Below are 24,235 nucleotides of genomic sequence, written 5' to 3' on the forward strand. Positions count from 1 at the left end.
GATGCGTCTGTTTTTTAATAAAAGGAAACCTATCCCATGTTCAACAAAGGACAACTCGCCGGCCTGATGAAGCAAGCCCAGGCCATGCAGGACAACATGAAGAAGGCCCAGGACGAGCTGGGCAATATCGAAGTGACCGGTGAATCCGGCGCCGGCCTCGTCAAGGTCACGATGACCTGCAAGCACGATGTCAAGCGCATCACGATTGATCCGAGCCTGCTGGCCGACGACAAGGACATGCTGGAAGACTTGGTGGCAGCGGCCTTCAATGCGGCTGTGCGCAAGGCTGAAGAGACCTCCAACGAGAAGATGGGCAAGCTCACACAAGGCATGCCCGGTTTGCCTGGCGGAATGAAGTTCCCGTTCTGACGACCTGACGCGTGTCGGACACCAACTCACTGGACGTGCTGGTCCAGGCGCTCAAACGCCTGCCGGGCGTGGGCATCAAGTCTGCCCAGCGCATGGCCTTTCACCTGCTGCAGCACGACCGCGGTGGGGCGCAGGCGCTGGCCCGGGCGCTGGAGCAGGCGGTGGTGGGCGTGCGGCACTGCGAGCGTTGCCACACCTTCACCGAGGCCGACGTCTGTTCCACGTGTCTGGACGCCCGGCGTGACCGCAGCAAGCTGTGCGTGGTGGAGACCCCGGCCGACCAGGCCGCGCTGGAGCGCACCGGCGCCTACAAAGGCCTGTACTTTGTGCTGATGGGCAAGCTGAGCCCGTTGGATGGTGTAGGTCCGCACGACATCGGTTTGAAGAAACTATTTGACCGCGCGCTGGATGGCGAAGTGCAGGAATTGATTCTTGCCACCAACTTCACCGCCGAGGGTGAGGCCACGGCCCATGTCATCAGTGAAGCGCTGAAGGCTCGCGGGCTGGGCGTGACCCGCTTGGCGCGGGGTGTGCCGGCCGGCAGCGAACTCGAATACGTCGACCTCGGCACCATAGCGCATGCCCTGGTCGACAGGCGATAACACGTAATTTTTCATGCAAAACATACATTTCTCGCTGGCGTACTGGTGTGTGCTGGTTGCCGCGCTGTTGCCCATCGCCTGCGCTGGCCTGGCCAAGGCCGGCATGTTTGGCAAACCCCGGCGAGAGGGCGGGTATGACAACGGCAATCCGCGTGTCTGGCTGGCTCGGCAAAAAGACTGGCGCGCCCGTGCCAACGCGGCCCAGTCCAACAGCTTTGAAGCGCTGCCATTGTTTATGGCTGCGGTCATCATCGCCCACCAGTTGGGCGCTAACCAGACCTACCTGGACTTGCTGGCGTTTTTATTTGTGGTGCTGCGCATCCTGTACATCATGATGTACGTGGCGGGTATGGCGACAGCCCGCAGCGTGGTGTGGAGCGTTGCGCTGGCGGTCAACATCGCCATCCTGTTCGTCGGCTACCGCTAGGGTCCGGCGCCCTACCGCGGACCCCACCGCCAGACCCTAGCGCTTGGCGCGGCGGGGGCTGGCAGCGCGTGCCGTGCGTGTTGCACGATGTGGCGCCGCCTTGTGCGCAGCGGTGCGGGCGCTCGGACTTGTGCGACGCGCTTGCGACAGCGGCAGGAAAACCACGACCTGCTGGCCCGCCTTGAAGCTGGCCGACAGCGCAACCTTGTTCCACTGCGCCACCTGGTCCGCATTCACCTTGTATTTGCGGGCAATGCTGGCGACCGTTTCGCCCTTGCCGGCGCGCACCGTGCTGCGCTTGAGCACCACCTCAGGCGCCAGCGACAGTTGGCCGTTGTCGGCCACCTTGACGGCCACGTCCTGCTTCACGGCATCGGTACGGGGCACCAGTAGCGACGATCCGGCCTTGATGACAACCTTGGGTGGAATGGCGTTCACCGAACGGAAATCGGCCTCGCTCATGCCCACGCGCTTGGCGGCATCGGCCGGGCGCATTGTCGACGGTGCGACCCAGACGGTCCAGCTGGCCAGGCGGCCCCCCGAATAAGACTCCAGGTTGCTCTGGAAAACCTCGGCGTTGTCCCAGGGCAATAGCACCTGGGGCGTGCCGGCTGCCATGATGACGGGGCGGTGGATGGAGGGGTTCAGCGCCTTGAAGTCGTCCAGCGGTACTTCGGCCAGCTTGGCGGCGAGTGCCACGTCGATATCGCGGCGTATCGTCACGGACTGGAAATAGGGGTGGTTTTCGATCAACGGGAGCTTGGAGTTGAAGGCGCTAGGCCGGGCCACGATGTTTTTCACCGCTTGCAGCTTGGGCACATACATCCGGGTTTCCATTGGCATGTTCAGGTCCATGTAGCCGGTACCTTGTCCGGCGCGCTGGTTCTTGGCAATGGAGCGGCCCACGCTGCCCTCACCCCAGTTGTAGGCGGCGAGCGCCAGGTGCCAGTCGCCAAACATGCCGTGCAGCTTTTGCAGGTAGTCCAGCGCCGCGCGGGTGGAGGCCAGCACATCGCGGCGGTCATCGCGGAAGGCGTTTTGCTTGAGTTCGAAGTATTTGCCGGTGGCCGGCATGAACTGCCACATGCCGGCCGCCTTGGCGCCGGAGACCGCTTGTGGGTTGAATGCGCTCTCGATAAAAGGCAGCAGGGCGAGCTCGGTCGGCATATTGCGCAGTTCCAGCTCTTCAACGATGTGGAACAGGTATTTCTTGGACCGTTCTGTCATGCGGAAGATGTAGTCGGGGCGCGTGGAATACCATTGCTCGCGGTCGTGGACCAGGTCGTTATCCAGGTCCGGCATCGCATAGCCCCGGCGGATGCGGTCCCACAGGTCCGTGGGCGGTGCCAGCGACGCTACGGTGCGCGGATTGGTCTCCTGCGCGTACAGCGGCGCGAATGGCGGAAGCGCGTTGGACGGCGTCGTGGTGTAGGCAGGCCGGGAGGGCTGGCTGGGCGCTATTTCGCGGCTGGGTTGCTGGGTGATGCCGGTGGCGTCGGTTACCGGGGCTTGTGAGGAGGGGCTGGTCGTGGCACAGGCTGATAGCCAGAGCAGGGCAACCAGGCCGCCAATTTTCAGCAAAGGTGTCATCGGTATTGGTTTTTCCATTGGCGTAGCGTAGTGAAAGCGCCGTTGTTGGCAAAGCCATCCGCATCGAAGCGCTGGGCGGATGCCATGATGGTGGGCTGCGTACTGCGCAAAAAGGGGTTGATCTGGCGCTCGGTTCCAATCGTCGAGGGCAGGGTGGGCAGGCCTTGCGCGCGCAAGGCTTGGCAGTGCGATTGGTAGGCGCGCAGTTCGGGGTTGTCGGGTTCAACCTCTACCGCGAACTTCAGGTTACCCAGCGTGTACTCATGTGTGCAGCAGACGCGGGTGGTGTTCGGCAGCGCGGCCAGCAGATCCAGTGAAGTCTGCATTTGCAGGGCGGTGCCCTCAAACAGGCGCCCGCAGCCGCCGCTGAACAGCGTGTCCCCGCAGAACAGTAGTGGCGCTTGGCCAGCAACTTCGGCAAAGTAGGCAATATGTCCGGCAGTGTGCCCCGGCACGTCCAGCACCGTGAAGTTCAGCCCCAGCAACTGCACCGTGTCGCCGCCGTGCAGGCGCTGCAAGGGCTCGGGCATCTGCTCGCGGGCGGGGCCGAAGACGCTGGCACCGGTGGCGTCGCGCAGCACATCAACGCCACCCGTGTGGTCGCCGTGGTGGTGCGTGACTAAAATACCTTGCAGGTGCAGGCTTTCGCGTTGCAGAGCCGCAGTAACTGGCTGTGCATCGCCGGGGTCGACTACCAGCGCCCTTTGTCCATCGTGGAGCATCCAGATGTAGTTGTCATCAAAAGCGGGCAGCGGTATTAACTTCATGAGCGACCAAAGTATAGCGATGCGGAATTGGCTCCAAACTCCGGCCGGCCACTACCTGCTGGACTGGGAGCGCAGGCGCGTGGACGCTGCAGTAGTGGACATATTTGGTTACCACGCGCTGCAGTTGGGTGTGTCTGAACTCGACGGTCTAAGGGCCAACCGTATGCCACACCAATGGCTCGCCAGCGAAACCCCGCCAGATGGAGAGAATGGCGAGGACGACTGTGCAAAACCGCGTAAACGGGCCGCAGTGTTCTGTGATTTCTCTGCCTTGCCGTTCCCGGCTGCCAGCCTGGATTTGGTGCTGTTGCCCCACACCCTTGAATTCAGTGTCGACCCGCACGCTGTTCTGCGTGAAGTGGAGCGCGTACTGGTCCCGGACGGCCGCGTTGTCATTTGTGGATTGAATCCTGCGAGTCTCTGGGGGCTGCAGCAGCGGCGCGGCCATTTGTACCGGAAGATGGGGTTTGGTCAGCTTTTCTTGCCCGATGGTGGCGAGTTCATTGGCTATTGGCGGTTGCGCGACTGGTTGCGGCTGCTGGGCTTTGAGGTCGAGGTGGGCGAGTTTGGCTGCTACCGCCCCGGCGTGACCAGTGACAAGTGGCTGCAGCGCTTTCAATGGATGGACAAAGCTGGCGCCCGTTGGTGGCCGATATTTGGTGCGGCTTATTTCCTGGTGGCGGTAAAGAGGGTGCGGGGGGTACGGCTGCTGGGGCCAGTATGGAAGGCTGTACCGGTGAGCCCGCGCAAGTCGGTATCAGTGGCCAACCGTACGCATGAACATGGATTTGAAACGGAGACCAAAGTTTGAACGAAGTCGTTATCTACACGGACGGTGCCTGCAAGGGAAACCCTGGGCCAGGTGGCTGGGGCGTATTGCTACGATCCCCCGATGGCACCGAAAAGGAACTCTGCGGTGGCGAACGGGACACCACCAATAACCGCATGGAAATGATGGCGGTGATACAGGCCCTGATGGCACTGAAACGCCCGTGCACCGTGACCCTGCACCTGGACAGCCAATACGTTCTGAAAGGCATCACGGAGTGGCTGGCCGGGTGGAAGGCCAAGGGCTGGAAGACGGCTGCCAAACAGCCCGTCAAGAACGTGGACCTATGGCAACAGCTGGACCAACTGGTTGCCGAGAAGGGTCATACCATTGATTGGCGGTGGGTCAAGGGCCACGCCGGCGACCCTGGCAATGAGCGCGCCGATGGACTGGCCAACAAGGGTGTCGAGATGGCGCTGCGGCGTTGACAGTAGGGTCTTAGAGTTTTGCAAAGTTGTGCCCCTTGGCCCAGGCCCAAGCGATGGCACGCTGATAATTGGCCCCAACCATGAAAACAAAATCACTGTGTTTCCGTCTTTCTATGGGTGCCGGGGCGGCCTCCCTGTTATTGGCAGCGTGTGGTAACAATTCCACGGACACAACGGGTGCGGCACCCGCTGCTGGTGCGGCCAGTGGAGCGGGCGGTGCGAGCCGGGCGCCGGGCGCACCGATTGCGGTGACGACGGTGGCAGCGGCTCAGCGAGACTTTGACGTCGCACTAGACACCATTGGTACGGTGACGCCAATGGCCAGTGTCGACGTCAAACCCCAGGTCAACAGCGTAATCACCCAGGTGCACGTCAAGGAAGGGCAGTTCGTCAAGAACGGCGATCGTCTGTTCACGCTGGACCCGCGCCCGGATGAGGCCAATGTGGCCAAGGCCCGCGCGCAGCAGGCCAGGGACCAGGCCGTGCTGGACGACGCACAGCGTCAGCTGGCACGCAACCGCGATCTGCTCGCCAAGGGCTTTATCTCTCAAGGCGCTGTCGATTCGAGCCAGGCCCAAGTGGATTCCCAACGGGCCAACCTGGTTGCCGACCGTGCCGCGCTGGATGCGGCCCAGCTCGCCCTGTCGTATACCAGTGTGCGCGCCTCAGGCGCGGGGCGGTTGGGAGCCGTCAACGTGTTTCCCGGCACCGCTGTGCAGGCCAACCAGACGGTGCTGGTGACGATCACGCAGCTGGACCCCATCAACATCAGCTTCAACCTGCCGCAGCGCAACCTGGACGCGGTGTTGCAGGGGCTGAAGTCCGGAGGCGCGCAGGTGACCGCCACCCTGCCGGACGCCAGGAACGAGATTCAGGGCCGGCTGCAATTTGTAGACAACGCGGTGGACGCCGCCACCGGTACGATCAAAGTCAAGGCCCGTTTTGATAACCGCGACGCCAAGCTGTGGCCCGGGGCCTTCGTCAAAATCGCGCTGATTTCCGATACGCTGAAGAACGCGGTGGTGATCCCTACATCCGCCGTCATCCAAAGTGCGCGTGGCTCTATCGTGTACGTGGTAGTGGATAAAACCAAGGCGGTATTGCGCCCGGTGAAGGTTGTGGCCTCGCAGGGTGAGTTGTCTGCGGTGACCGGCATCGCGGCCGGCGACAGGGTGGTCTTAGAAGGCCGCCAGAATTTGCGGCCCGACGCCGCTGTGGTTGAGCGCGCGCCAGCCCCGGCCAAACCTGCCTCTGCAGCCGCTTCTTCCCAACGCGCAGCCGCTTCTGCTATGCAACCTGCATCTGCCGCGCCATGAACCTGTCAGAGCTCTTCATTCGCCGTCCGGTGATGACGGTTTTGCTGAATGTGGCCATTGTCGTGGCCGGTGTCATTGCCTACCGAAGCATCCCGGTGGCAGCCTTGCCCAGCTACGACACACCGGTCATCAACGTCGGTGCGTCGCTGCCGGGTGCCAACCCCGAGACCATGGCTACCTCGGTGGCCCTGCCATTGGAGAAGCAGTTCCAGACCATTCCCGGGCTGGCCGTCATCAGCTCCGCCAGCACGTTGGGCAGCACCTCGCTGACGCTGGAGTTTGAAGAGGGCCGCAATATCGACGGCGCGGCGCTGGATGTGCAGGCTGCGCTGTTGCGGGCACAGCGTTCGCTGCCGCAAGATATGACGCAGCTGCCGTCCTACCGCAAGGTCAACCCCGCGGATGCGCCCATTCTGTTTGTGGCTCTGACTTCGCCGTCGATGGCCTTGTCCGATCTGCAGGACTTCGCCGAACATCTGATTTCGCCGACGCTGTCAACGATCAACGGTGTGGCACAGGTGAATATCTTCGGGGCCAAGCGATTTGCAGTGCGCGTGCGCGTGCAGCCACAAGCGCTGATCGCCCGCAACATCAGCCTGGAAGAGTTGTCCGCTTCCCTGCGCGGGGCCAATGTGAATACCCCGGTGGGTACGCTTGAAGGCGCCAAACAATTGCTGACCCTGCAAGCCAACAAGCAATTGCGCAATGCTGCTGAATTTGCAGAACTGATTGTGGCGACACGCGGTGGCATCACCGTGCGACTGAAGGACGTGGCCAGCGTCGAGGACAGCGTGGAGACGGTCAAGTCCTACGCCAACCTGAATGGCGAGCCCTCCATCACGCTGGCCATCTTGCGCCAACCCGGTGCCAATACGGTGCGCGTCGTGGATACGGTCAAGCAGGCGCTGCCCAAGTTGAGGGAACAAATGCCGCAGTCGGTCAACATGACCCTGGTCAACGACCGTTCCGTATCCGTGCGCGAGGCCCTGCATGACGTGTCGCTGACGCTGATGGGTACCATTGCGCTGGTGGTGTTGGTCATCTTTTTGTTTCTGCGGCGTTTTGTGGCCACGGCCATCCCCACGCTGTCGCTGCCGGTGTCGCTGATTGGCGCGGTCGCGCTGCTGTGGGGCCTGAACTACAGCCTGGACAATGTCTCGCTGCTGGGCCTGACGCTGGCCGTGGGCCTGGTTGTGGACGATGCCATCGTGATGCTGGAAAACATCATGCGCCACGTCGAGAACGGCGAGGGGCCTTTCAACGCTGCGCTGCGGGGCTCGCGGGAGGTGGGTTTCACCATCATCTCCATTTCCACATCGCTGATTGCGGTGTTCATCCCCATCTTTTTCATGCCGGGCGTCATAGGGCTGCTGTTCCACGAGTTCGCGGTGGTGGTGGGCCTGTCCATCCTGGTGTCGGCCTTTGTGTCGCTGACGCTGGTGCCCATGCTTGCCAGCCGCTTCCTGAAAGCCGAGCCCCACGGGCAGCAGCACAGTTACCTGATCAATCTGTTTGAGCGCGGATTCAACAGCGTGCTGCGCCAGTACACGCGCTCGCTGGATGCGGCCCTGGCACACCGCATGGTGGTGCTGGTCGTGGCGCTGGTGACGTTTGTGGCGACTGCCTTGTTGTTCAATGCCATTCCCAAGGGATTTTTTCCGGAGGAAGACATCGGCCAGATCACGGCCACCACCGAGGCGGCGGAAGATACATCCTTTGCCGAGATGGTGCGTCTGCAGGAGCGCGCTGCGGCGCTGATCCGGGCCGACGCCAATGTGTTTGCCGTCAGCTCCTTCAACGGTGGGACCGGCGCACAAAACTCCGGACGCATGTTCATCACGCTCAAACCGCGTGGCGAGCGCAAGCAGATGAAGGATGTAGTGGAGGGCCTGCGGCGCAAATTGCGCGAGGTGTCGGGCATCAGCGTATTCATGCGGCCCATACAAAACCTGCAGCTCGGTGGCCGGCAGAGCAAGGCGCAGTTCCAGTACATCTTGCAAAGCATCAAGGCCGATGAGTTGAACGACTGGGCCGTCAAACTGCAGGACAAGTTGCGAGGCGACCCACTGTTCCGGGACGTGACCAGTGATGCGCAGCTGCGCGGCTTGCAGGCGCAACTGAGCATTGATCGGGACCGGGCCAACGCGCTGGGTGTGTCGATAGACGCGATCCGGACCGCGCTGTTTGGTGCCTTTGGCGAGCGCCAGGTGTCCACGATCTACCTGCCCACCGATAGCTACCAGGTCATTCTGGAGCTGGCGCCCGAGGACAAGCTGGATGAAAGCGCCATCAACAACATCTACGTGCGGGCGTCCACAGGGGCACTGGTGCCTCTGGCATCCTTCACCAAGGTGAGCCGCACGGTCGGTCCGACGTCAATCAACCACGTGGGGCAACTGCAGGCGGTAACCATTTCATTCAACTTGGCACCCGGCACAGCGCTGGGCGATGCCACGGCACAGATCGACAAGGCCCGGGCCGACATCAGCCTGCCTAGTTCGGTGATCACCAGCTATGGCGGCGAGGCGGCGGTGTTCAAGAGTTCGCAGGGCAGCCAAGCGGTGCTGATTATTTCTGCGCTGCTTGTGATTTACGTGCTGCTGGGTGTGCTGTACGAGAGCTACATCCATCCGCTGACGATTCTGGCGGGCCTGCCGTCGGCCGCGGTGGGTGCTCTGGCGACGCTGATGCTGTTTGGCCAGGACCTGACGGTGATCGCAATGATCGGCATCCTGCTGCTGATCGGTATCGTGAAGAAGAACGCGATCATGATGATCGACTTTGCATTGGACGCGCAGCGCCACCATGGCATGACGCCGGAGCAGGCGATCCGCGAGGCTTGCGTGTTGCGGTTTCGCCCCATCATGATGACCACGCTGGCAGCTCTGATGGGGGCCTTGCCGATAGCCTTGGGCATCGGGGCTGGTGCAGAGTTGCGGCAACCGCTGGGCTTGGCTGTGGTGGGTGGATTGGTGTTTTCGCAGGCGGTGACGCTGTACATCACGCCAGTCATCTATTTGGCGCTAGACCGCTTCAGCGGACGGGGCCCGCTTACTACGCCTGAAACTGCCGTGTCCTGAGGCCCGTGCCTCGGTGCTCAGCCGCCTATGTAGCTCATCTCTACACGGCGCGCCACACCTTGTGTGCCGTCTGCGGGCAGGGCGCCTCGCAGTTCGGAATAGCGGTCGCCACGTGCTGTCCAGATACGGCCTATGGCCGAGGCCAGGTCTTCATCGCTTGCCACACTTCTGACAATGCTGCGCAGGTCATAGCCCTGGTTCGCAAACAGGCACAGGTAGAGCTTTCCTTCAGTCGACAGGCGGGCCCGGTTGCAGTCGCCGCAAAAGGCCTGGGTCACGCTGCTGATGACGCCGACTTCCCCCGCCTTGCGGTCGTGCCCGCCCGACCCGTCGGCAAAGCCCCAGCGCTGCGCGGTCTCGCCCGGATGGGCTGCCTCCAGCGGCAGCAGCGCAAACTCCTGCTGCAGGCGCTGTATCACCTCGGCGGACGGCACGACATCGTCCATGCGCCAGCCGTTCGTGGCCCCCACGTCCATGTATTCGATAAACCGAAGCACCATGCCGCTGCCCTTGAAGTAGCGGGCCATCGGCAGTATTTCCTGGTCGTTGGTGCCGCGCTTGATGACCATATTGACCTTGATCGGGCCCAGGCCTGCGGCGTGGGCGACCTGGATGCCGTCCAGCACGTCGGCGACCGGAAAGTCCACATCGTTCATTTTGCGGAACACGGTGTCGTCCAGCGCGTCCAGGCTGACGGTGACGCGCTGCAGGCCGGCGTCTTTCAGGGATCGGGCCTTGCGCGCCAGCAGGGCGCCGTTGGTGGTCAGCGTCAGGTCCAAAGGCATGCCGTCGACGGTGCGCAGCGCAGACAATTTTTCAATCAGGATTTCTATGTTCTTGCGTAGCAGCGGCTCGCCACCCGTGAGCCGTATTTTTTGGACGCCATGGCTGACAAACTGGCGGGCAATGCGCTCAATCTCCTCGAACGTCAACAGCGATGTATGGGGCAGGTAGGCGTAATCCTTGTCAAATATCTCCTTGGGCATGCAGTAGCCACAGCGGAAATTGCAGCGGTCGGTCACGCTGATGCGCAAGTCGCGCAGCGGGCGACCCCGTGTATCGGTCAACAGCCCCCGGGATGCCGGGCTTGTTGGCGCTACCGCCGCCGCGGGCACGGACAGGGTGGATGCGCGCAGGTCGCGCAGCGGCACAACTTTGGGACTGAAGCGTTCGGACATGACAGCATTGTCCCTCGTCTGTTCCGCTGTGGGTGTCACCCATGAAAAAGCCCGCTTGCGCGGGCTCACTTTGGCTTGCAGGCAGGGCGGTATCAGCCGCCGTGCACTTTCATCACCAGCGGTACGATCAGCAGCGCCACGATGTTGATGATCTTGATCAACGGGTTGACGGCGGGGCCGGCCGTGTCCTTGTAAGGATCGCCAACCGTGTCACCGGTGACCGCTGCCTTGTGCGTCTCGGAGCCCTTGCCGCCGTGGTGACCGTCTTCGATGTACTTCTTGGCATTGTCCCAGGCACCGCCGCCGGTGCACATGGAGATGGCCACAAACAGGCCGGTCACGATGGTTCCCATCAGCAGGCCGCCCAGCGCGGCGGGGCCAAGGACCAAGCCGACAACGATCGGCGCAACCACGGGCAGCAGACTGGGGATCATCATTTCCTTGATCGCGGCCGTCGTCAGCATGTCCACAGCCGTGTCGTATTCGGGCTTGCCGGTACCGTCCATGATGCCCTTGATGTCGCGGAACTGGCGGCGCACTTCCACCACCACGGCGCCGGCTGCGCGGCCCACGGCCTCCATAGCCATCGCGCCAAACAGGTAGGGAATCAGCCCGCCGATGAACAGGCCGATGATGACCTTGGGGTCGCTCAAATCGAACGTGACATGGGCACCCAGGCCTTCGAGCTTGTGGGTGTAGTCGGCAAACAGCACCAGGGCTGCCAGGCCGGCGGAGCCAATAGCGTAGCCCTTGGTCACAGCCTTGGTCGTATTGCCCACGGCGTCCAGTGGGTCGGTGATGTCGCGCACACTCGGAGGCAACTCAGCCATTTCGGCAATGCCACCGGCGTTGTCGGTGATGGGGCCGTAGGCATCCAGCGCAACCACAATACCCGCCATGCTCAGCATGGAGGTGGCAGCGATGGCAATGCCGTACAGGCCGGCCAATGCGAAGGAGCTGTAGATGGCGGCACAAACAAAGATCACAGGCCAGGCTGTCGACTTCATCGACACGCCAAGACCGGCAATGATGTTGGTGCCATGGCCTGTGGTAGATGCCTGCGCAATGTGCTGCACCGGTGCGTATTGCGTTCCGGTGTAGTACTCGGTGACCCAGACCAGCGCGCCGGTCAACACCAGGCCCACGGCGCAGGCGCCGAACAGGCTGTTGGAGGTAATCACATGGCCATCCGTTAGCGTGACCGCTGCGGGGAACAGCGCCTGGGTGACGAAATAGAACGCAACCAATGACAGCACGCCGGCAATGGCCAGGCCCTTGTACAGCGCCGGCATCACATTCTTCATGCCAGGCGAGGCCTTGACGAAGAAGCAGCCGATGATGGACGCAATAATCGACACGCCGCCCAGTGCTAGGGGGTACAAAGCAGCGCTAGCCCCCGCCGCGCCTGCCAAAAGTGCTCCTAAAACCATAGTGGCAATCAGGGTAACCGCATAGGTTTCAAACAGGTCGGCGGCCATGCCAGCGCAGTCTCCGACGTTGTCGCCCACGTTGTCTGCAATCACGGCCGGGTTACGCGGGTCATCCTCGGGGATGCCGGCTTCGACCTTGCCCACCAGATCCGCGCCCACGTCGGCGCCCTTGGTGAAGATGCCACCGCCCAGACGGGCGAAGATGGAAATCAGCGAGGAGCCAAACGCAAAACCGATCAGCGGGTTCAGCAACTGCGCAAACGCCTTGCCGTCGGCCGGCACGCCGCCCATGGTCAGGAACCAGTAAAAACCGGTCACGCCCAGCAGGCCCAGGCCCACGACCAGCATGCCGGTGATGGCGCCGCCGCGGAACGCCACGTCCAGCGCAGGGCCGATGCCCTTGGTTGCGGCTTGCGCCGTACGCACATTGGCACGCACCGACACGTTCATGCCGATGAAGCCACAAGCGCCCGACAGCACGGCACCGACGACAAAGCCGACGGCGCTCAGACTGTCCAGAAACACGGCAATCAGAATGGCCAGCACCACGCCAACAATGGCGATGGTCTTGTACTGTCGGGAAAGATAGGCCGCTGCGCCGGTTTGGATAGCGGCTGCAATCTCTTGCATGCGCGCATTGCCGGCGTCTTGGGAAAGGATCCAGCTGCGTGCCCAAACGCCGTAGATCACGGCGATCAGCCCACAGCCAAGCGCCAGAAATAGCGCTGTGTTACCCGTCATAAGAATCTCCTCTATTGTTGTTTCGCGAAGAAAGAGGCAACGCTAGTGATGGTGCCCCCACTGCGTTGCTTCCTCTAAGCTCCAGCCCAACAGAGCGTGACGGAGTTGATTGGCCAACAGGCGGACTCTAACGTGAAAAAAAGGCGTTTTTGTGAATAGCAAGAGTCGAGTCAGTAAAATGAGGGTAAATACCGAGCGCTTTCAAGCTTCGTAAACCTTTTTTTCATAGCCTAGAGAGTTCACATGTCCCTTGATAAAGTCACCCCCGGCAAGAACGCCCCCGAGTCCTTCAATGTGATCATCGAGATCCCGATGAATGCTGACCCGGTGAAGTACGAGGTGGACAAAGACAGCGGTGCCATTTTTGTGGATCGCTTCATGAGCACCGCCATGCACTACCCAACCAACTACGGTTATGTGCCCAAGACCATTTCTGGCGACGGCGATCCGGTCGATGTGCTGGTGATCACCCCCGTGCCGCTGATCCCCGGCGTCGTGGTTCCCTGTCGCGCCATCGGCATCCTGAAGATGACTGACGAAGCCGGCGAAGACGGCAAGGTACTTGCCGTGCCCATCGACAAGATCCTGTCGCTGTACAGCCAGTGGAAGAAGCCTGAAGACCTGAACCCCTTCCGCCTGAAGACCATTGCCCACTTCTTTGAGCACTACAAGGATCTGGAAGAAGGCAAATGGGTCAAGGTGCAAGGCTGGGAAGGCCCAGAAGCCGCCAAGAAGGAAATCATGGACGGCATCGCCAACTACAACAAGCAGGCCGCCTAAGTCCTTCGGCAAGCGTCCACGCAATGCCGCCCCTCGGGGCGGTATTTTTTTGTGTGTTGTCCGCAGGTACGGCGTGTATGATCATTCAAGGGGCCTGCATCGCACACTCTGGCGAGCCCTTTGCGTTAAGGAAACCGCCATGCCATCACCAACGAATACACCTTCTCTTCATCCGAAAGCTGCACCGGGTGCGGCGGTTACCGCGGATTCGGGGCAGTATTTGACTCTGCGCTTGGGCGGTGAAGAGTACGCCATCGACATCATGCGTGTCCAGGAAATCCGCTCCTACGAAGAGCCGACCCGCATGGCCAACTCGCCCAGCTTCATCAAGGGTGTGATCAATCTGCGTGGTGTCATTGTCCCCATCGTGGACCTGCGCATGAAGCTCAACGTCTCCGAGGTGGTCTACAACGAGTTCACCGTCGTCATCATCCTGAAGCTCAAGGGTTCCGTGATTGGCGCCGTTGTGGACGCGGTATCAGATGTGGTGACACTGGACTCCAACAACATCAAGCCTGCGCCGCAGTTTGAATCGGCGATCGATGCGCGTTTTATCCTGGGTCTGGCCCAGGTCGGCGAACGCATGCTGATCGTCATGAACATGGAAACCCTGCTCAGCAATGCCGAGCTGGGCATGGCCGGTTAGAGATTGCCCCCACGCTCCGCCGCTGCGCGGATCGCTGCCCCCCGGGGGCTAATTTCCCTTGGGACGGCCCGGCGGGAAATTGCGCTAGGTCGCAGTTTTCTTTTTGCGCGCTGCTGGCTTCTTGGGGGCGGGTGCGGCTTCAATGCCCAGTGCGGCTTCGAGTTCGGTGATCGCGTTCTGCGTGTAGTCCAGCATGCGCTGCAGGGCCGGCACCGAGCGGCGGCAGGCGATGTAGCCGAAGCCCAGGTTGTCTCCATAGCCGCTGATCGTGATGTTCATCGCCAGGTAGTGGGTGGGTATCGAGACCGGATACGCCTCATCCAGCCGCGCACCGTTGAGGTACAGCGTGTCCCGCGGGCCGGGGACGTTCGATATGACCAAATTGAACAGCGGGTGCTTCTCGGCCGTGCCGGTGACGATGCCCAAGCCCAGCGGCGAGATGGACGTGATGCCGTGCGCCATCTTCTGCAGGCGCGTCATCTTGGTCAGGCGTTCCTTGGCATGGGTCGTGGACTCCACGATGCGTTTAAGACGTTTCAGGGGGTCGGCAATGTGTGTGGCCAAGCTGGCTAGTAGCAATGAGACCTGGTTGCCACCCGCACTGGTTTCCCCGTGCAGCGACACTGGCACCATGGCCACCAACGGCTTCTTGGGTAGCTTGTTTTGGACCAGCAGGTATTCGCGCAGCGCACCGGCGCAGATGGCCAGCGTCACGTCGTTGACGGTGGCTCCGGCAGCTTCACCAATCTTCTTGAAACGGGCCAGCGAATACGACTGCGATGCAAAGCGGCGTGAGCCGGAAATCTCCACGTTAAACGGCGTCGGCGGCGCCTGGAAGGGCAGGGCACCGACGGTCTCTTCGTCCGATGGGCGCACGATGTCCCACAGTCCGCTGCCTATGCCCGGCAGTATGTCCTTGCCGGCCTTGGCGACCTGGCCCAGTTGTTCCAGCCAACTGGGCGGTGCCGCTTTGGCACGCGATGTGGGGTGCTGGCCAAAGGGCAGGGCCCACATGGGTGCCTTGGTGTCTTCGGCGTTTGTATTCATGGCGTTCGCCGCCATGCGTGCACCGGTTACCCCATCTATCAGCGCGTGGTGCATTTTGGAATAGGTGGCAAAGCGACCGCCCGGCAGGCCTTCGATGACATACATCTCCCACAGCGGGCGATTGCGGTCCAGCAAGTTGCCGTGCAGCCGGGAGACCATGGCCAGCAGTTCACGGATGCGGCCGGGCTGGGGCAGGGCCAGGTGGCGCAGGTGGTAGTCCAGCTCGAACTCCTTGTCCTCTTCCCAGTACCACAAACCCATGCGCAGCACGGGCCGTAGATTGAATGGTGCCAGGGCCACGGGGTGCTGGTTCCACTGGGCCAGCAACTGGCTTACAAAGTCTGGCCCTGAGCCTGGTGGCGGCGTGTAAATGCTTAAGCCCGCGACGTGCATGGGCTGGTTGCGGGTCTCCATCCACAGGAAAGCGGAATCGGTGGGGCTTAGGGCATGCATGGTGGGTTGGATGGTTTAGGCTGTTTGTCCCACGACTGTATAGCGTTCGCTGTTGTCGCGCAGCCACCGCACTGACAGCGACGTGTCCTGCTGGCGCGGGTGAAATGTCGGCGCCTTGTAGGCGCGCCAGGCCGCGGCATTGCCCCGCACCATGCCGTCCTTGGCAAACAACATCGTGAAGCCACTCTTCCACGTGCTCCACTTGAACACAGCTCCGTCGTGCCACAGGTTGCGCACGGTCTGCCGCGTGATGTCCGCGGCAAAGGTCAAGGTGATGTAGTGCAGCAGGCGCAGACGCCACTTCTCTGTGCCGTCCAGCGCGCGGTAAACGTCAAAAGCGGTGCTGCAGTGTTCGGCCTCTTCCGCGGCATGCCACATCCACAGCGTTTGCAGCCTTGGCTCGGCTCCTTGCAAAGCCTCCGGGTGGCGGAACATCCAGTCGGCAAACATGGCGGTCAGGTGCTCGGTAGCGGCGGTGGCGGCCACGTGCAGGCGCACGTCCAGGTGGGCGTTGTCGCGTATGCGCTTGGCGGCGCGCCGCTCCAGCACGTTGTTGAAACCCAGCTTGTCCAGATGGCTGTTGAACAGCGCGTGGATGCGCCGGTGCGTGGCTTCCTGTCCGACAAAGCCTTGCACCTCGGCGGCCAACGCGGTCTTTTTATCGTCGGGGAGGGCCTTCAGCCCGGCGCGCACCGAATCCATGAAGTATTGCTCGCCCACCGGGAAACTCATCGACAGCGCGTTGAACAAGGCGGATCGAAAGGCATCGCCACCATTCCAGCGCGCTGGAATGGGCGCGACCAGGTCCACCAATAGTTTGCGTACCACCAGATCGGTCATGTGCTTGCTCCTTCGATTGCTCCGTTCGCGTCGGGCTTGTCGGGGTTCAGCCCGCGCAACTGCTCGTAGATCCATCCCCGGACTGATTTGTCAAGACACATCTGCAGATGGCCAATACCGTCAAAAACGGCGGCTTCCACGCCGGGGAAAACCTGGTCCCTCTGGGGGAAAACGATGTTGTCTTGTGGCGTGATGGCAATGCGGAAGCACTCGCGCAGCGCGTCGTTTTCGCTGGCCGCCAGTTCCGCCAGCCAGGGGCTCTGCCACGCCATTTGCTTGCCGTTCGCAGTGCGTGTACGGGGTTCGATCCGTGTGCCGGCGTGGGGTGTGCCCAAAGTCAGAACCCGTGCAACGCGGTCCACACCGCAGGCACGCATCCAGGCCCTGATGGCCAGCCCGCCCATGCTGTGGCCAACCAGCGCCACCTTGGACGCACCGGTCTGCTGGCACAGTTCCATGACGGCCACTTCGATAGGCTTCACATATTTATCAATGGAGGTGAACAGCGGCTCCAGGTTCACGGCTAATACGGTGTGCCCCTGGGCACGCAAGCCCTTTGCGACGCTATCCCACACGCGGTGGTTGCACAGATATCCATGCACCAGCACCACGGGGATCTGGTGCGTGGAGCCGGTGGCCGGCAACACGCCCGGTGCATCAACTGTCCACGGCTGGCGCAACAAAAAAATCAGCACGCTGGCCCGGAACTCGCCCCACACCGAACGCAACCAGTGCCCCATGGGCTCCCCCTTGGCTTTAGACCGGAGCCCGCTGACTACGCAGACCAGGAAGGTAGAGACGATGGGCACGACCAGCGCGCCTACCAGCGCACTCCAGGGCGCAGTACCGGCAAACTGGTACAACAGAAAGCCCAGCAGCGCGCCCGTTGCAGCCTGCGTAAAAATCAAACGTCGAAGCAGGCTGGCAAGCATTTGGGGGGCCTTAGTATTGGGGTTGGTGTTTGCGGATTGCAGCTTTGACTGCGTCAGTCAGTGTAAAGCCCGCACCATAGCGTGTTGCCAGCTCGGCGGCCCGCGCTTCAAACGCTTCAATACCCATACCGTAAATGAATTGCATCGCACCGCCGGTCCAGGCCGGGAAGCCAATGCCGAAGATGGAGCCGATATTGGCGTCGTGCACCGTGGTCAGCACGCTCTCAGACAGGCAACGCGCGGTTTCCACGGCCTGGCGGTACAGCAGGCGGTCCTTTAGGTCAGTGATGTTCCACTCTGCGTCGGGCTTTTCGAACAGGTCTTTCAACTTGGGCCACAGGAATTTTTTGGCACCCTTCTTCGCTTGCTCTTCGGCAGGGTATTCGTAGAAACCACCGCCACCGGCACGGCCGGGCCGCTCATGCTTCCGAACCATGTCTGCCACCAGCAGTTCGCCCGGGGAGGGCGTGTAGGTCTTGCCCTCGGCCTCATAGTCGGCACGGGTCTGGTCCATGACGTGCAGGCTCAGCGTCAGCGCGGTTTCGTCCAGCACGGCCAAGGGGCCAACCGGCATGCCGCACTGGATGCCGGCGTTTTCCACGGCGGCCGCGGGTATGCCTTCGCCGACCATGGCCACGCCTTCCATGACAAAGGTACCAAACACGCGGCTGGTGAAGAAGCCACGCGAATCGTTGACGACGATTGGCATCTTGCCAATGGCTTGCACATAGTCAAAGGCACGCGCCACGGTCTCATCATCGGTTTGCTTGCCGCGGATGATTTCGACCAGCTTCATCTTGTCGACGGGGCTGAAGAAATGGATGCCTACAAACTTTTCTGGCGAAGTGCTGGCGGTCGCCAGGCCGCTGATGGGCAGCGTGGAGGTGTTGGAGGCAAAGAAGCCTTGCGCCGCCAGCATGGGCTCCGATTCCCGCGTGACGCGGGCCTTGAGCTCACGGTTCTCGAACACAGCCTCGATGATCAGGTCGCAGTCCTTCAGGTCGGCCACTGCGCCGGTAGCTTGGATGCGGTCCAGCACCTTTTTCTGTTCCTCGGCCGTCGTGCGACCCTTGTCGACGCGGGCCTGGGTCAGCTTGGCGGTGTAGCCCTTGCCCTGGTCGGCTTTTTCCTGGCTCACGTCTTTGAGCACCGTGGCAATACCCTTGGTCGCCTGGGCGTAGGCAATGCCGGCGCCCATCATGCCGGCGCCCAGCAGGCCTACCTTGGTGGGCCTGAAGCGCGGCGATGTGCCGGGGCGGCTGGTGCCGCTCTTGATCGCGTTGAGGTTGAAGAAAAAGGTGTTGATCATCGAGCGGGCATTGGCGCCGGTCATCAGCTTGGCCAACGCGCGGCTCTCAATGCGCAGCGCGGTTTCGATGTCCACCTGCAAACCTTCGACCATGCAGGCCATGATGGCCTCGGGGGCTGGGTACAGGCCGCGGGTTTGTTTCTTGATCATGGCCGGTGCTACCGGCAGCATTTGTGCGACCGCGGGGTTGGATGGCAAACCACCGGGCACTTTGTAGCCCTTGGCTTCCCAGGGGTGTTGGGCCGAGGGGTTGGCGGCAATCCAGGCCAGGGCCTTGGTGCGCATCTCGGCAGCAGCGTTCTCGCCGGGGGCCACCAGATCGTGCACCAGGCCGAGGCCCTTGGCTTCGGAGGGTGAAAAGATCTTGCCTTCAACCAGGTAGGGTTGCGCACCCATCAGGCCCAGGTGGCGCGTCATCTTGGTCACGCCGCTGGCGCCGGGAAGCAGGCCCAGCGTCACTTCTGGCAGGCCTAACTGGATCTTGCGGTCGTCGATGGCGATGCGGTGGTGGCCCACCAGCGCTACTTCCCAACCGCCGCCCAATGCCGTGCCGTTGATCAGGCTGACCACGGGCTTGCCCAGGGTTTCGATGGTGCGGAAGTTTTGCTTCAGGCGCTCGATTTCGGCGTAGATCGTGGGCGCATCGCTGGGTTTCAGGCGCATGGCGCCCTTGAGGTCGGCGCCGGCGAAGAAGGTGGGCTTGGCGGAGGCCAGCAGGATACCTTTGATGGCGTCCTTGTCTTTGAGCACCTGTGCGGCTAGTTCCGTCATGTCCTCCTGCCACTGCAGGCACATGGTGTTGACGGGGGAGTTGGGCTCATCAAAGGTGATGGTGGCAATGCCGTCAACGAGGGAGTACTGGATGGTTTTCATGCTGCGTTTGTTCCACAAAAGTGCTATTATTTTGGTAGCTGGTTACGCTTGATACACGAGGGCTGGCGGCCGGTTTGACTTAAATTCGCTCCACAATCGTGGCTATGCCCATGCCACCGCCCACACACAGCGTCGCCATCCCATAACGCAGCTTGCGGCGGTGCAGTTCGTCAATCAGCGTGCCCAGGATCATCGCGCCGGTGGCACCCAGCGGGTGGCCCATGGCGATAGCGCCGCCGTTTACGTTGACCTTGTCGTGCGGCACCTTCATCTCCTTCATGAAGCGCATCACGACGGCGGCAAAGGCTTCGTTGACCTCGAATAGGTCGATCTGGTCAATCGTCAGCCCTGCCTTGGCCAGCGCCTTGCGGGCTGCCGGCATAGGCCCGGTCAGCATGATGGTGGGGTCTGCACCGCTTAGCGCCGTGGACACGATGCGTGCGCGCGGCGTCAGCTTGTGGGCCTTGGCAGCGGCCTCATTGCCAATCAACACAGCCGCCGCGCCGTCGACGATGCCGGACGAGTTACCCGCGTGGTGCACATGGTGGATGCGCTCCACTTGGGGGTAACGGGTCAGCGCCACCTGGTCGAAACCCATGCCGCCCATTTGCTCAAACGCAGGCTTCAGCCCGGCCAGGCCTTCCAGCGTGGTGTTGGGTTTGATGAATTCGTCGCGCCCCAAGATGACTTGGCCCAGGCTGTCTTTCACCGCCACCACGGATCGGTCAAAGTAACCGGCCGCCTGTGCCTTGGTGGCGCGGCGTTGCGATTCCAGTGCAAAGGCGTCCACATCGGCGCGGCTAAAGCCTTCGAGCGTGGCAATCAGGTCGGCGCCAATGCCTTGCGGCACAAAGGCGGTTTGTGAATTGGTCTCGGGGTCCATGGCCCAGGCGCCGCCGTCCGAGCCAATCGGCACACGGCTCATGCTCTCCACGCCGCCAGCGACAACCAGGTCTTCCCAGCCCGAGCGGACCTTTTGCGCTGCCATATTGACGGCCTCCAGGCCCGAGGCGCAGAAGCGGTTGATCTGCACGCCCGACGCCTGGAAATCCCAGCCCGCCTTCAGCGCCGCCACCTTGGGGATGACCGAGCCTTGGTCGCCCACAGGGGACACCACGCCCATCACCACATCGTCGACCATCGCGGTGTCAAATTTATGGCGCTGTTGCAGGTCGGTCAGCAGGCCGGCCAGCAGGGTCACGGGCTTGACTTCGTGCAGGCTGCCGTCTTTCTTGCCCTTGCCGCGCGGGGTGCGGATGGCGTCAAACACAAATGCTTCGGTCATGGCGGTGGTTCTCCGGTTCAGGGGGATGTCAGTGGGGATGGGGTGGGCAAAAAGGGAGCGGTGGCTTGCCGCACCTGCTCATGGAACCAGGTCAGCGCGACTTCGGCGCGGCCTACGGTGATGTGGGTGTTGGCCTCGGTCTTGAGGCCACGCTGGATGCCGATGGCGCAGTGGATGTCTTCCTTCTGGAACACACCTTGCTCGATCAACTGGAAGGTTTTCTCCCAATGGGGTGTCCAGTCGGGTGTGGACTTGTCTGCGGGGATCAGCATGCGGTGTGTCCAGCGCAAGGTCTCCGGCCCGGTGGGCACGACGCTGATCAGGCTCATGTAGTCCGGGTGGAAGATGGTGACCGTGTTGGGGAAAATCACCTGGCTGGTGGTGGCCAGTTGGCTCAGGCCTTCCACCGTGTCGGGTGCCGGGCTGCCGGGCCTGTCTGCCCACTCCTGCGCGGCACGGCGTGCCACCAGCGAATGGATGTGAGGCCCAAAGCGCTCGGCTGCCGTGACGCTATCGACGAAGAAGGGGTAGATCGTCTTTTGGTGCAGCACGCGTATGTGGTACGACTCCAGAAACGCGTCGATGATCAGTTTCCAGTTGGCCGGGTACTCAGCCTCTATGGTGCGAAAGTGCTGCAACTTTTCGATGCCGAAGAAGGGGAGTTCGGCATTGAGACCGCCCAGATACTCATCCAAATCCAGCGTGCTTGTGGCATCGGGCACGACCCAGATCAGGCCATGGCGTTCGGCGCAGGGCACAGGTGCCAGATCGCGCGCACCCTGGGCGCAGGTGTCAAACGCCTCTGCATGCAGCATATGGCGCAGCGTGCCATCCAGCCGATACGTCCAGCCATGGTAGGGGCAGACCACGCTGTTGCGTGTCTGCGCACAGCCGGCTTCCAACATGCGCATGCCGCGGTGGCGGCAGACGTTCAGAAAGCAGCGCAATGTTCCATCGGCGTCGCGGCTCAGCAGCAGGGGCACGCCAAATGCATCGTGGGCCATGGCCTGACCGCTCGCCAGTTCGCTGCTGTGTGCGGCGATCACGGGCAGCGGCTTGAACAAAGCTTGTAATTCTGCCTGCCAGACCTCGGGCGAGAAATAGCGGGCCACCGGAATGCGCATCTCTGCGTCGGTAGAGGCTTTCCACTCCGGCTGGCCGCTGGTGAGCTGGTTGCGCACGCGCTCAAGCAAGTCTGCTGTGGCGTTGGGGAGGTCGGGTGCTGTTTTTTGCATGGAAATTGCAGTATATTATTTTTGCCAAGCAAATGCTTTGTAAAATTAAAGCCTGCCAATAACCCAAGGTAGCCACCATGATTGACAGAACCCTTTTCTCTTCTGACCACGAATCCTTTCGGGACAGCTTCCGTCGCTTTGTGGAGAAAGAGATTGCGCCCTTCCATGCCCAATGGGAAGAGCAGGGTTACGTAGACCGTGCAGTGTGGACCAGGGCCGGCGAGAACGGTTTTCTGTGCATGAGCATGCCCGAGGAGTACGGCGGCTCTGAGGCCGACAAGCTGTATTCGGTGATCCAGTTTGAAGAGATCGCGCGCGCGGGCTGCACAGGTATTGGCTACAGCCTGCACAGCGAGATCGTTGCACCCTACATCCTGCACTACGGTACGGCCGAGCAAAAGGCCCGCTACCTGCCCAAGATGGCGACCGGCGAAATGATTGGTGCCATTGCAATGAGTGAACCCGCTGCGGGCTCAGACCTGCAAGGCATCAAGGCCACCGCCATCCAGCAGCCGGATGGCAGCTATCTGCTGAACGGCAGCAAGACCTTCATCACCAATGGCTGGCATGCGGATGTGGTGGTCGTCGTGGCCAAGACCAATCCGGCAGCCGGCGGCAAGGGCACCAGCCTGCTACTGGTGGAGCGTGGCGTGCCTGGCTTCTCGGTCGGCAAACGCCTGAAGAAGATGGGCATGAAGGCCCAGGACACATCCGAGCTGTTTTTCGACAATGTACGTGTACCGGCTGAGAACCTGCTGGGCGGCGCGGCGTATGAAAACAAGGGTTTTATCTGCCTGATGGAGCAGTTGCCGTGGGAGCGTTTGCAGATTGCTATTTCCGCAGTGGCCGCTGCGCAGGCTGCAATTGACTGGACGGTGGACTATGTGAAGGAGCGCAAGGTCTTTGGCCAACCGGTGGCCAGCTTCCAGAACACCCGCTTCAAACTGGCCGAGCTCCAGACCGAGGTGCAGGTGGCGCGCGTGTTTGTCGATAAATGCTGCGAGCTGATCTGCCAGTACAAGTTGGACACCGCCACAGCCAGCATGGCCAAGTACTGGACCACCGATCTGCAGTGCAAGGTCATGGATGAATGCGTGCAGCTGTTCGGTGGCTACGGCTATATGTGGGAATACCCCATCACCCGCGCCTATGCGGATGCACGCGTGCAGCGCATCTACGGCGGCACCAACGAGATCATGAAAGAGGTCATCACCCGGGCCATGGGCTTGGGGGGCAAGTAACCGGCCCGCGGCCCGACGCCGCTACTTGGGCTTGTAAGGCTGGAAGATTTTGCTCAGTTCGCCGCTCTTGGACAGCTTGTCGAGGGCGGCGGTCAATTTCTCCTTGACGCCCGGCTGCGCTTTTTTGGAGACGATAAAGAAGCGGCCCTCGGTCGTTAGCTGCGCGGGCAGCAATTTGACCTTGTCAGACAGGTTGTCGCGCCTGATTTCATCGACTAGCGCAAAGTCGTTGTGCAGGATAAAGCGACCACGCCCGGCCACCAGCTTTTGGAGGTTTTGCGAAGTGTCTTTAGCCGATGAGTCCACCTTCAGCCCCGGCTGCGCGGAGGCCATTTCAGTCTGTACAGTTTGCGTGACCGTCAACACAACGGTGTCCGCCCCTAATTTACGGATGTTGTCAAAGCTCTTGACGTCCGCCGTGTCGTCCTTGCGGGCCGCAAAAACCAGGTGCGTGGTGTAGATGGGGATATCGATGACGTCAAATTTTTCCTTGCGGTCCTTGGTGCCGGCCAAGCCACAGATCACATCCAGCGTACCCTCCTGCAACTGGGATTCTGTGCGTGGTAACGGGGTGAAACCTGTTAAAGCAGGGAATTTGAGGTCCGGGTCGGTGCGCTCAATGGCCTTGAAAATGTCTATGCACAGGCCGGTGACAGTGGGGCCGTCCTTGATGAACTTGGGCTGGCTGTCCTGTGCAGCGGTGCGTACCTCCAGCGCATGGGCTGATACCAAAGCCAGAGCGCACAGCAATGCACTTGCGGCCGATTTTCCGATATGACCTCGCATGGGTATCCTCTTCTGGAGTGTGGACTGAGAGTCCAATGTGCACCAGTTCCG

The 24,235-nt window shown here is 61.6% G+C and carries 21 protein-coding genes; 10 read left to right on the forward strand and 11 right to left on the reverse strand.

Translation table 11 applies throughout. From position 1 onward, the window contains the following. The first annotated feature begins 36 nt into the window (after positions 1-36). From AC097P_RS14935 to AC097P_RS14945, 3 genes are read left to right on the forward strand one after another with little or no spacing between them, the layout of a single operon-like run. Complete coding sequence (locus AC097P_RS14935; protein WP_479611219.1) at positions 37-369, forward strand: YbaB/EbfC family nucleoid-associated protein; 333 nt, start codon at positions 37-39, stop codon at positions 367-369. Between the two features lie 11 nt (positions 370-380). Beyond that, a complete protein-coding gene (gene recR / locus AC097P_RS14940) occupies positions 381-971 on the forward strand; it encodes a recombination mediator RecR (protein ID WP_479611220.1) in 591 nt (196 codons plus the stop codon). Positions 972-984: 13 nt separating this feature from the next. Continuing rightward, entirely contained in the window at positions 985-1,398 is a 414-nt protein-coding gene (locus tag AC097P_RS14945) for an MAPEG family protein (protein ID WP_479611221.1), read from the forward strand. A gap of 36 nt (positions 1,399-1,434) precedes the next feature. Here the strand turns inward: AC097P_RS14945 and AC097P_RS14950 are convergent, their stop codons facing one another. Both AC097P_RS14950 and gloB read right to left on the reverse strand, forming a co-directional pair. Beyond that, on the reverse strand, positions 1,435-3,006 hold the full coding sequence (locus AC097P_RS14950) for a transglycosylase SLT domain-containing protein (RefSeq protein WP_479611222.1): 1,572 nt from the start codon (positions 3,004-3,006) through the stop codon (positions 1,435-1,437). After that, on the reverse strand, positions 2,985-3,755 hold the full coding sequence (gene gloB, locus AC097P_RS14955) for a hydroxyacylglutathione hydrolase (RefSeq protein WP_479611223.1): 771 nt from the start codon (positions 3,753-3,755) through the stop codon (positions 2,985-2,987). The genes AC097P_RS14950 and gloB overlap by 22 nt, the downstream gene beginning before the upstream one ends. Between gloB and AC097P_RS14960 the strand changes: the two genes are divergently transcribed. The 4 genes from AC097P_RS14960 (at position 3,754) to AC097P_RS14975 (ending at position 9,408) form a co-directional block, all read left to right on the forward strand. Next, positions 3,754-4,566: a class I SAM-dependent methyltransferase gene (locus AC097P_RS14960; protein ID WP_479611224.1), complete on the forward strand. Its 813-nt coding sequence runs from the start codon at positions 3,754-3,756 to the stop codon at positions 4,564-4,566. The genes gloB and AC097P_RS14960 overlap by 2 nt on opposite strands. Beyond that, the gene (gene rnhA / locus AC097P_RS14965; RefSeq protein ID WP_479611225.1) at positions 4,563-5,012 is read left to right on the forward strand and encodes a ribonuclease HI; all 450 of its coding nucleotides are present in this window, start codon (positions 4,563-4,565) and stop codon (positions 5,010-5,012) included. The genes AC097P_RS14960 and rnhA overlap by 4 nt, the downstream gene beginning before the upstream one ends. Before the next feature lie 80 nt (positions 5,013-5,092). Then, entirely contained in the window at positions 5,093-6,328 is a 1,236-nt protein-coding gene (locus AC097P_RS14970) for an efflux RND transporter periplasmic adaptor subunit (RefSeq protein WP_479611226.1), read from the forward strand. After that, a complete protein-coding gene (locus AC097P_RS14975; RefSeq protein ID WP_479611227.1) occupies positions 6,325-9,408 on the forward strand; it encodes an efflux RND transporter permease subunit in 3,084 nt (1,027 codons plus the stop codon). The genes AC097P_RS14970 and AC097P_RS14975 overlap by 4 nt, the downstream gene beginning before the upstream one ends. Before the next feature lie 17 nt (positions 9,409-9,425). Here the strand turns inward: AC097P_RS14975 and moaA are convergent, their stop codons facing one another. Both moaA and AC097P_RS14985 read right to left on the reverse strand, forming a co-directional pair. After that, on the reverse strand, positions 9,426-10,586 hold the full coding sequence (moaA, locus tag AC097P_RS14980; RefSeq protein ID WP_479611228.1) for a GTP 3',8-cyclase MoaA: 1,161 nt from the start codon (positions 10,584-10,586) through the stop codon (positions 9,426-9,428). A gap of 92 nt (positions 10,587-10,678) precedes the next feature. Next, positions 10,679-12,757 (reverse strand): sodium-translocating pyrophosphatase, encoded by a 2,079-nt coding sequence (locus tag AC097P_RS14985; protein WP_479611229.1) that lies wholly within the window; start codon positions 12,755-12,757, stop codon positions 10,679-10,681. Positions 12,758-13,000: 243 nt separating this feature from the next. Between AC097P_RS14985 and ppa the strand changes: the two genes are divergently transcribed. Beyond that, positions 13,001-13,537 carry an inorganic diphosphatase gene (gene ppa / locus AC097P_RS14990; protein WP_479611230.1) on the forward strand — a complete coding sequence of 179 codons (537 nt, stop codon included), beginning with the start codon at positions 13,001-13,003 and terminating at the stop codon, positions 13,535-13,537. A gap of 139 nt (positions 13,538-13,676) precedes the next feature. Continuing rightward, entirely contained in the window at positions 13,677-14,183 is a 507-nt protein-coding gene (locus AC097P_RS14995; RefSeq protein WP_479611231.1) for a chemotaxis protein CheW, read from the forward strand. Between the two features lie 84 nt (positions 14,184-14,267). Here AC097P_RS14995 and AC097P_RS15000 read toward each other — a convergent pair whose 3' ends face one another. From AC097P_RS15000 to AC097P_RS15025, 6 genes are all read right to left on the reverse strand, one after another. After that, entirely contained in the window at positions 14,268-15,683 is a 1,416-nt protein-coding gene (locus AC097P_RS15000; protein WP_479611232.1) for a WS/DGAT/MGAT family O-acyltransferase, read from the reverse strand. Between the two features lie 15 nt (positions 15,684-15,698). Next, positions 15,699-16,523, reverse strand: coding sequence for a metal-dependent hydrolase (locus AC097P_RS15005; RefSeq protein WP_479611233.1), 825 nt, complete (start codon positions 16,521-16,523; stop codon positions 15,699-15,701). Then, the gene (locus AC097P_RS15010; RefSeq protein ID WP_479611234.1) at positions 16,520-17,455 is read right to left on the reverse strand and encodes an esterase/lipase family protein; all 936 of its coding nucleotides are present in this window, start codon (positions 17,453-17,455) and stop codon (positions 16,520-16,522) included. The genes AC097P_RS15005 and AC097P_RS15010 overlap by 4 nt, the downstream gene beginning before the upstream one ends. 10 nt (positions 17,456-17,465) lie before the next feature. Next, complete coding sequence (locus tag AC097P_RS15015) at positions 17,466-19,637, reverse strand: 3-hydroxyacyl-CoA dehydrogenase NAD-binding domain-containing protein (RefSeq protein ID WP_479611235.1); 2,172 nt, start codon at positions 19,635-19,637, stop codon at positions 17,466-17,468. 79 nt (positions 19,638-19,716) lie between these two features. After that, positions 19,717-20,922 (reverse strand): acetyl-CoA C-acetyltransferase, encoded by a 1,206-nt coding sequence (locus tag AC097P_RS15020; RefSeq protein ID WP_479611236.1) that lies wholly within the window; start codon positions 20,920-20,922, stop codon positions 19,717-19,719. Between the two features lie 17 nt (positions 20,923-20,939). Beyond that, positions 20,940-22,157, reverse strand: coding sequence for an aromatic ring-hydroxylating oxygenase subunit alpha (locus AC097P_RS15025; RefSeq protein ID WP_479611237.1), 1,218 nt, complete (start codon positions 22,155-22,157; stop codon positions 20,940-20,942). 77 nt (positions 22,158-22,234) lie between these two features. Here AC097P_RS15025 and AC097P_RS15030 point away from each other — a divergent pair, with 77 nt between their 5' ends. Continuing rightward, positions 22,235-23,398: an acyl-CoA dehydrogenase family protein gene (locus tag AC097P_RS15030; protein WP_479611238.1), complete on the forward strand. Its 1,164-nt coding sequence runs from the start codon at positions 22,235-22,237 to the stop codon at positions 23,396-23,398. A gap of 21 nt (positions 23,399-23,419) precedes the next feature. Here AC097P_RS15030 and AC097P_RS15035 read toward each other — a convergent pair whose 3' ends face one another. After that, a complete protein-coding gene (locus tag AC097P_RS15035) occupies positions 23,420-24,184 on the reverse strand; it encodes a substrate-binding periplasmic protein (RefSeq protein ID WP_479611239.1) in 765 nt (254 codons plus the stop codon). Positions 24,185-24,235: the final 51 nt, after the last annotated feature.

The organism is Rhodoferax sp. ZS1R8 (assembly GCF_056521325.1).

What these genes read in the sequence shown, in the direction of transcription:
- AC097P_RS14960 (WP_479611224.1), top strand. Translation starts at nt 3,754, where the DNA reads ATGAGCGACCAAAGTATAGCGATGCGGAATTGGCTCCAAACTCCGGCC.
- AC097P_RS15010 (WP_479611234.1), bottom strand. Translation starts at nt 17,455, where the DNA reads ATGCTTGCCAGCCTGCTTCGACGTTTGATTTTTACGCAGGCTGCAACG.
- AC097P_RS14975 (WP_479611227.1), top strand. Translation starts at nt 6,325, where the DNA reads ATGAACCTGTCAGAGCTCTTCATTCGCCGTCCGGTGATGACGGTTTTG.
- AC097P_RS15000 (WP_479611232.1), bottom strand. Translation starts at nt 15,683, where the DNA reads ATGCATGCCCTAAGCCCCACCGATTCCGCTTTCCTGTGGATGGAGACC.
- AC097P_RS14970 (WP_479611226.1), top strand. Translation starts at nt 5,093, where the DNA reads ATGAAAACAAAATCACTGTGTTTCCGTCTTTCTATGGGTGCCGGGGCG.
- ppa (WP_479611230.1), top strand. Translation starts at nt 13,001, where the DNA reads ATGTCCCTTGATAAAGTCACCCCCGGCAAGAACGCCCCCGAGTCCTTC.
- AC097P_RS15030 (WP_479611238.1), top strand. Translation starts at nt 22,235, where the DNA reads ATGATTGACAGAACCCTTTTCTCTTCTGACCACGAATCCTTTCGGGAC.
- AC097P_RS14950 (WP_479611222.1), bottom strand. Translation starts at nt 3,006, where the DNA reads ATGGAAAAACCAATACCGATGACACCTTTGCTGAAAATTGGCGGCCTG.
- AC097P_RS14945 (WP_479611221.1), top strand. Translation starts at nt 985, where the DNA reads ATGCAAAACATACATTTCTCGCTGGCGTACTGGTGTGTGCTGGTTGCC.
- AC097P_RS14935 (WP_479611219.1), top strand. Translation starts at nt 37, where the DNA reads ATGTTCAACAAAGGACAACTCGCCGGCCTGATGAAGCAAGCCCAGGCC.
- AC097P_RS15005 (WP_479611233.1), bottom strand. Translation starts at nt 16,523, where the DNA reads ATGACCGATCTGGTGGTACGCAAACTATTGGTGGACCTGGTCGCGCCC.
- AC097P_RS15035 (WP_479611239.1), bottom strand. Translation starts at nt 24,184, where the DNA reads ATGCGAGGTCATATCGGAAAATCGGCCGCAAGTGCATTGCTGTGCGCT.
- AC097P_RS15025 (WP_479611237.1), bottom strand. Translation starts at nt 22,157, where the DNA reads ATGCAAAAAACAGCACCCGACCTCCCCAACGCCACAGCAGACTTGCTT.
- moaA (WP_479611228.1), bottom strand. Translation starts at nt 10,586, where the DNA reads ATGTCCGAACGCTTCAGTCCCAAAGTTGTGCCGCTGCGCGACCTGCGC.
- AC097P_RS14995 (WP_479611231.1), top strand. Translation starts at nt 13,677, where the DNA reads ATGCCATCACCAACGAATACACCTTCTCTTCATCCGAAAGCTGCACCG.
- AC097P_RS15020 (WP_479611236.1), bottom strand. Translation starts at nt 20,922, where the DNA reads ATGACCGAAGCATTTGTGTTTGACGCCATCCGCACCCCGCGCGGCAAG.
- AC097P_RS15015 (WP_479611235.1), bottom strand. Translation starts at nt 19,637, where the DNA reads ATGAAAACCATCCAGTACTCCCTCGTTGACGGCATTGCCACCATCACC.
- AC097P_RS14985 (WP_479611229.1), bottom strand. Translation starts at nt 12,757, where the DNA reads ATGACGGGTAACACAGCGCTATTTCTGGCGCTTGGCTGTGGGCTGATC.
- gloB (WP_479611223.1), bottom strand. Translation starts at nt 3,755, where the DNA reads ATGAAGTTAATACCGCTGCCCGCTTTTGATGACAACTACATCTGGATG.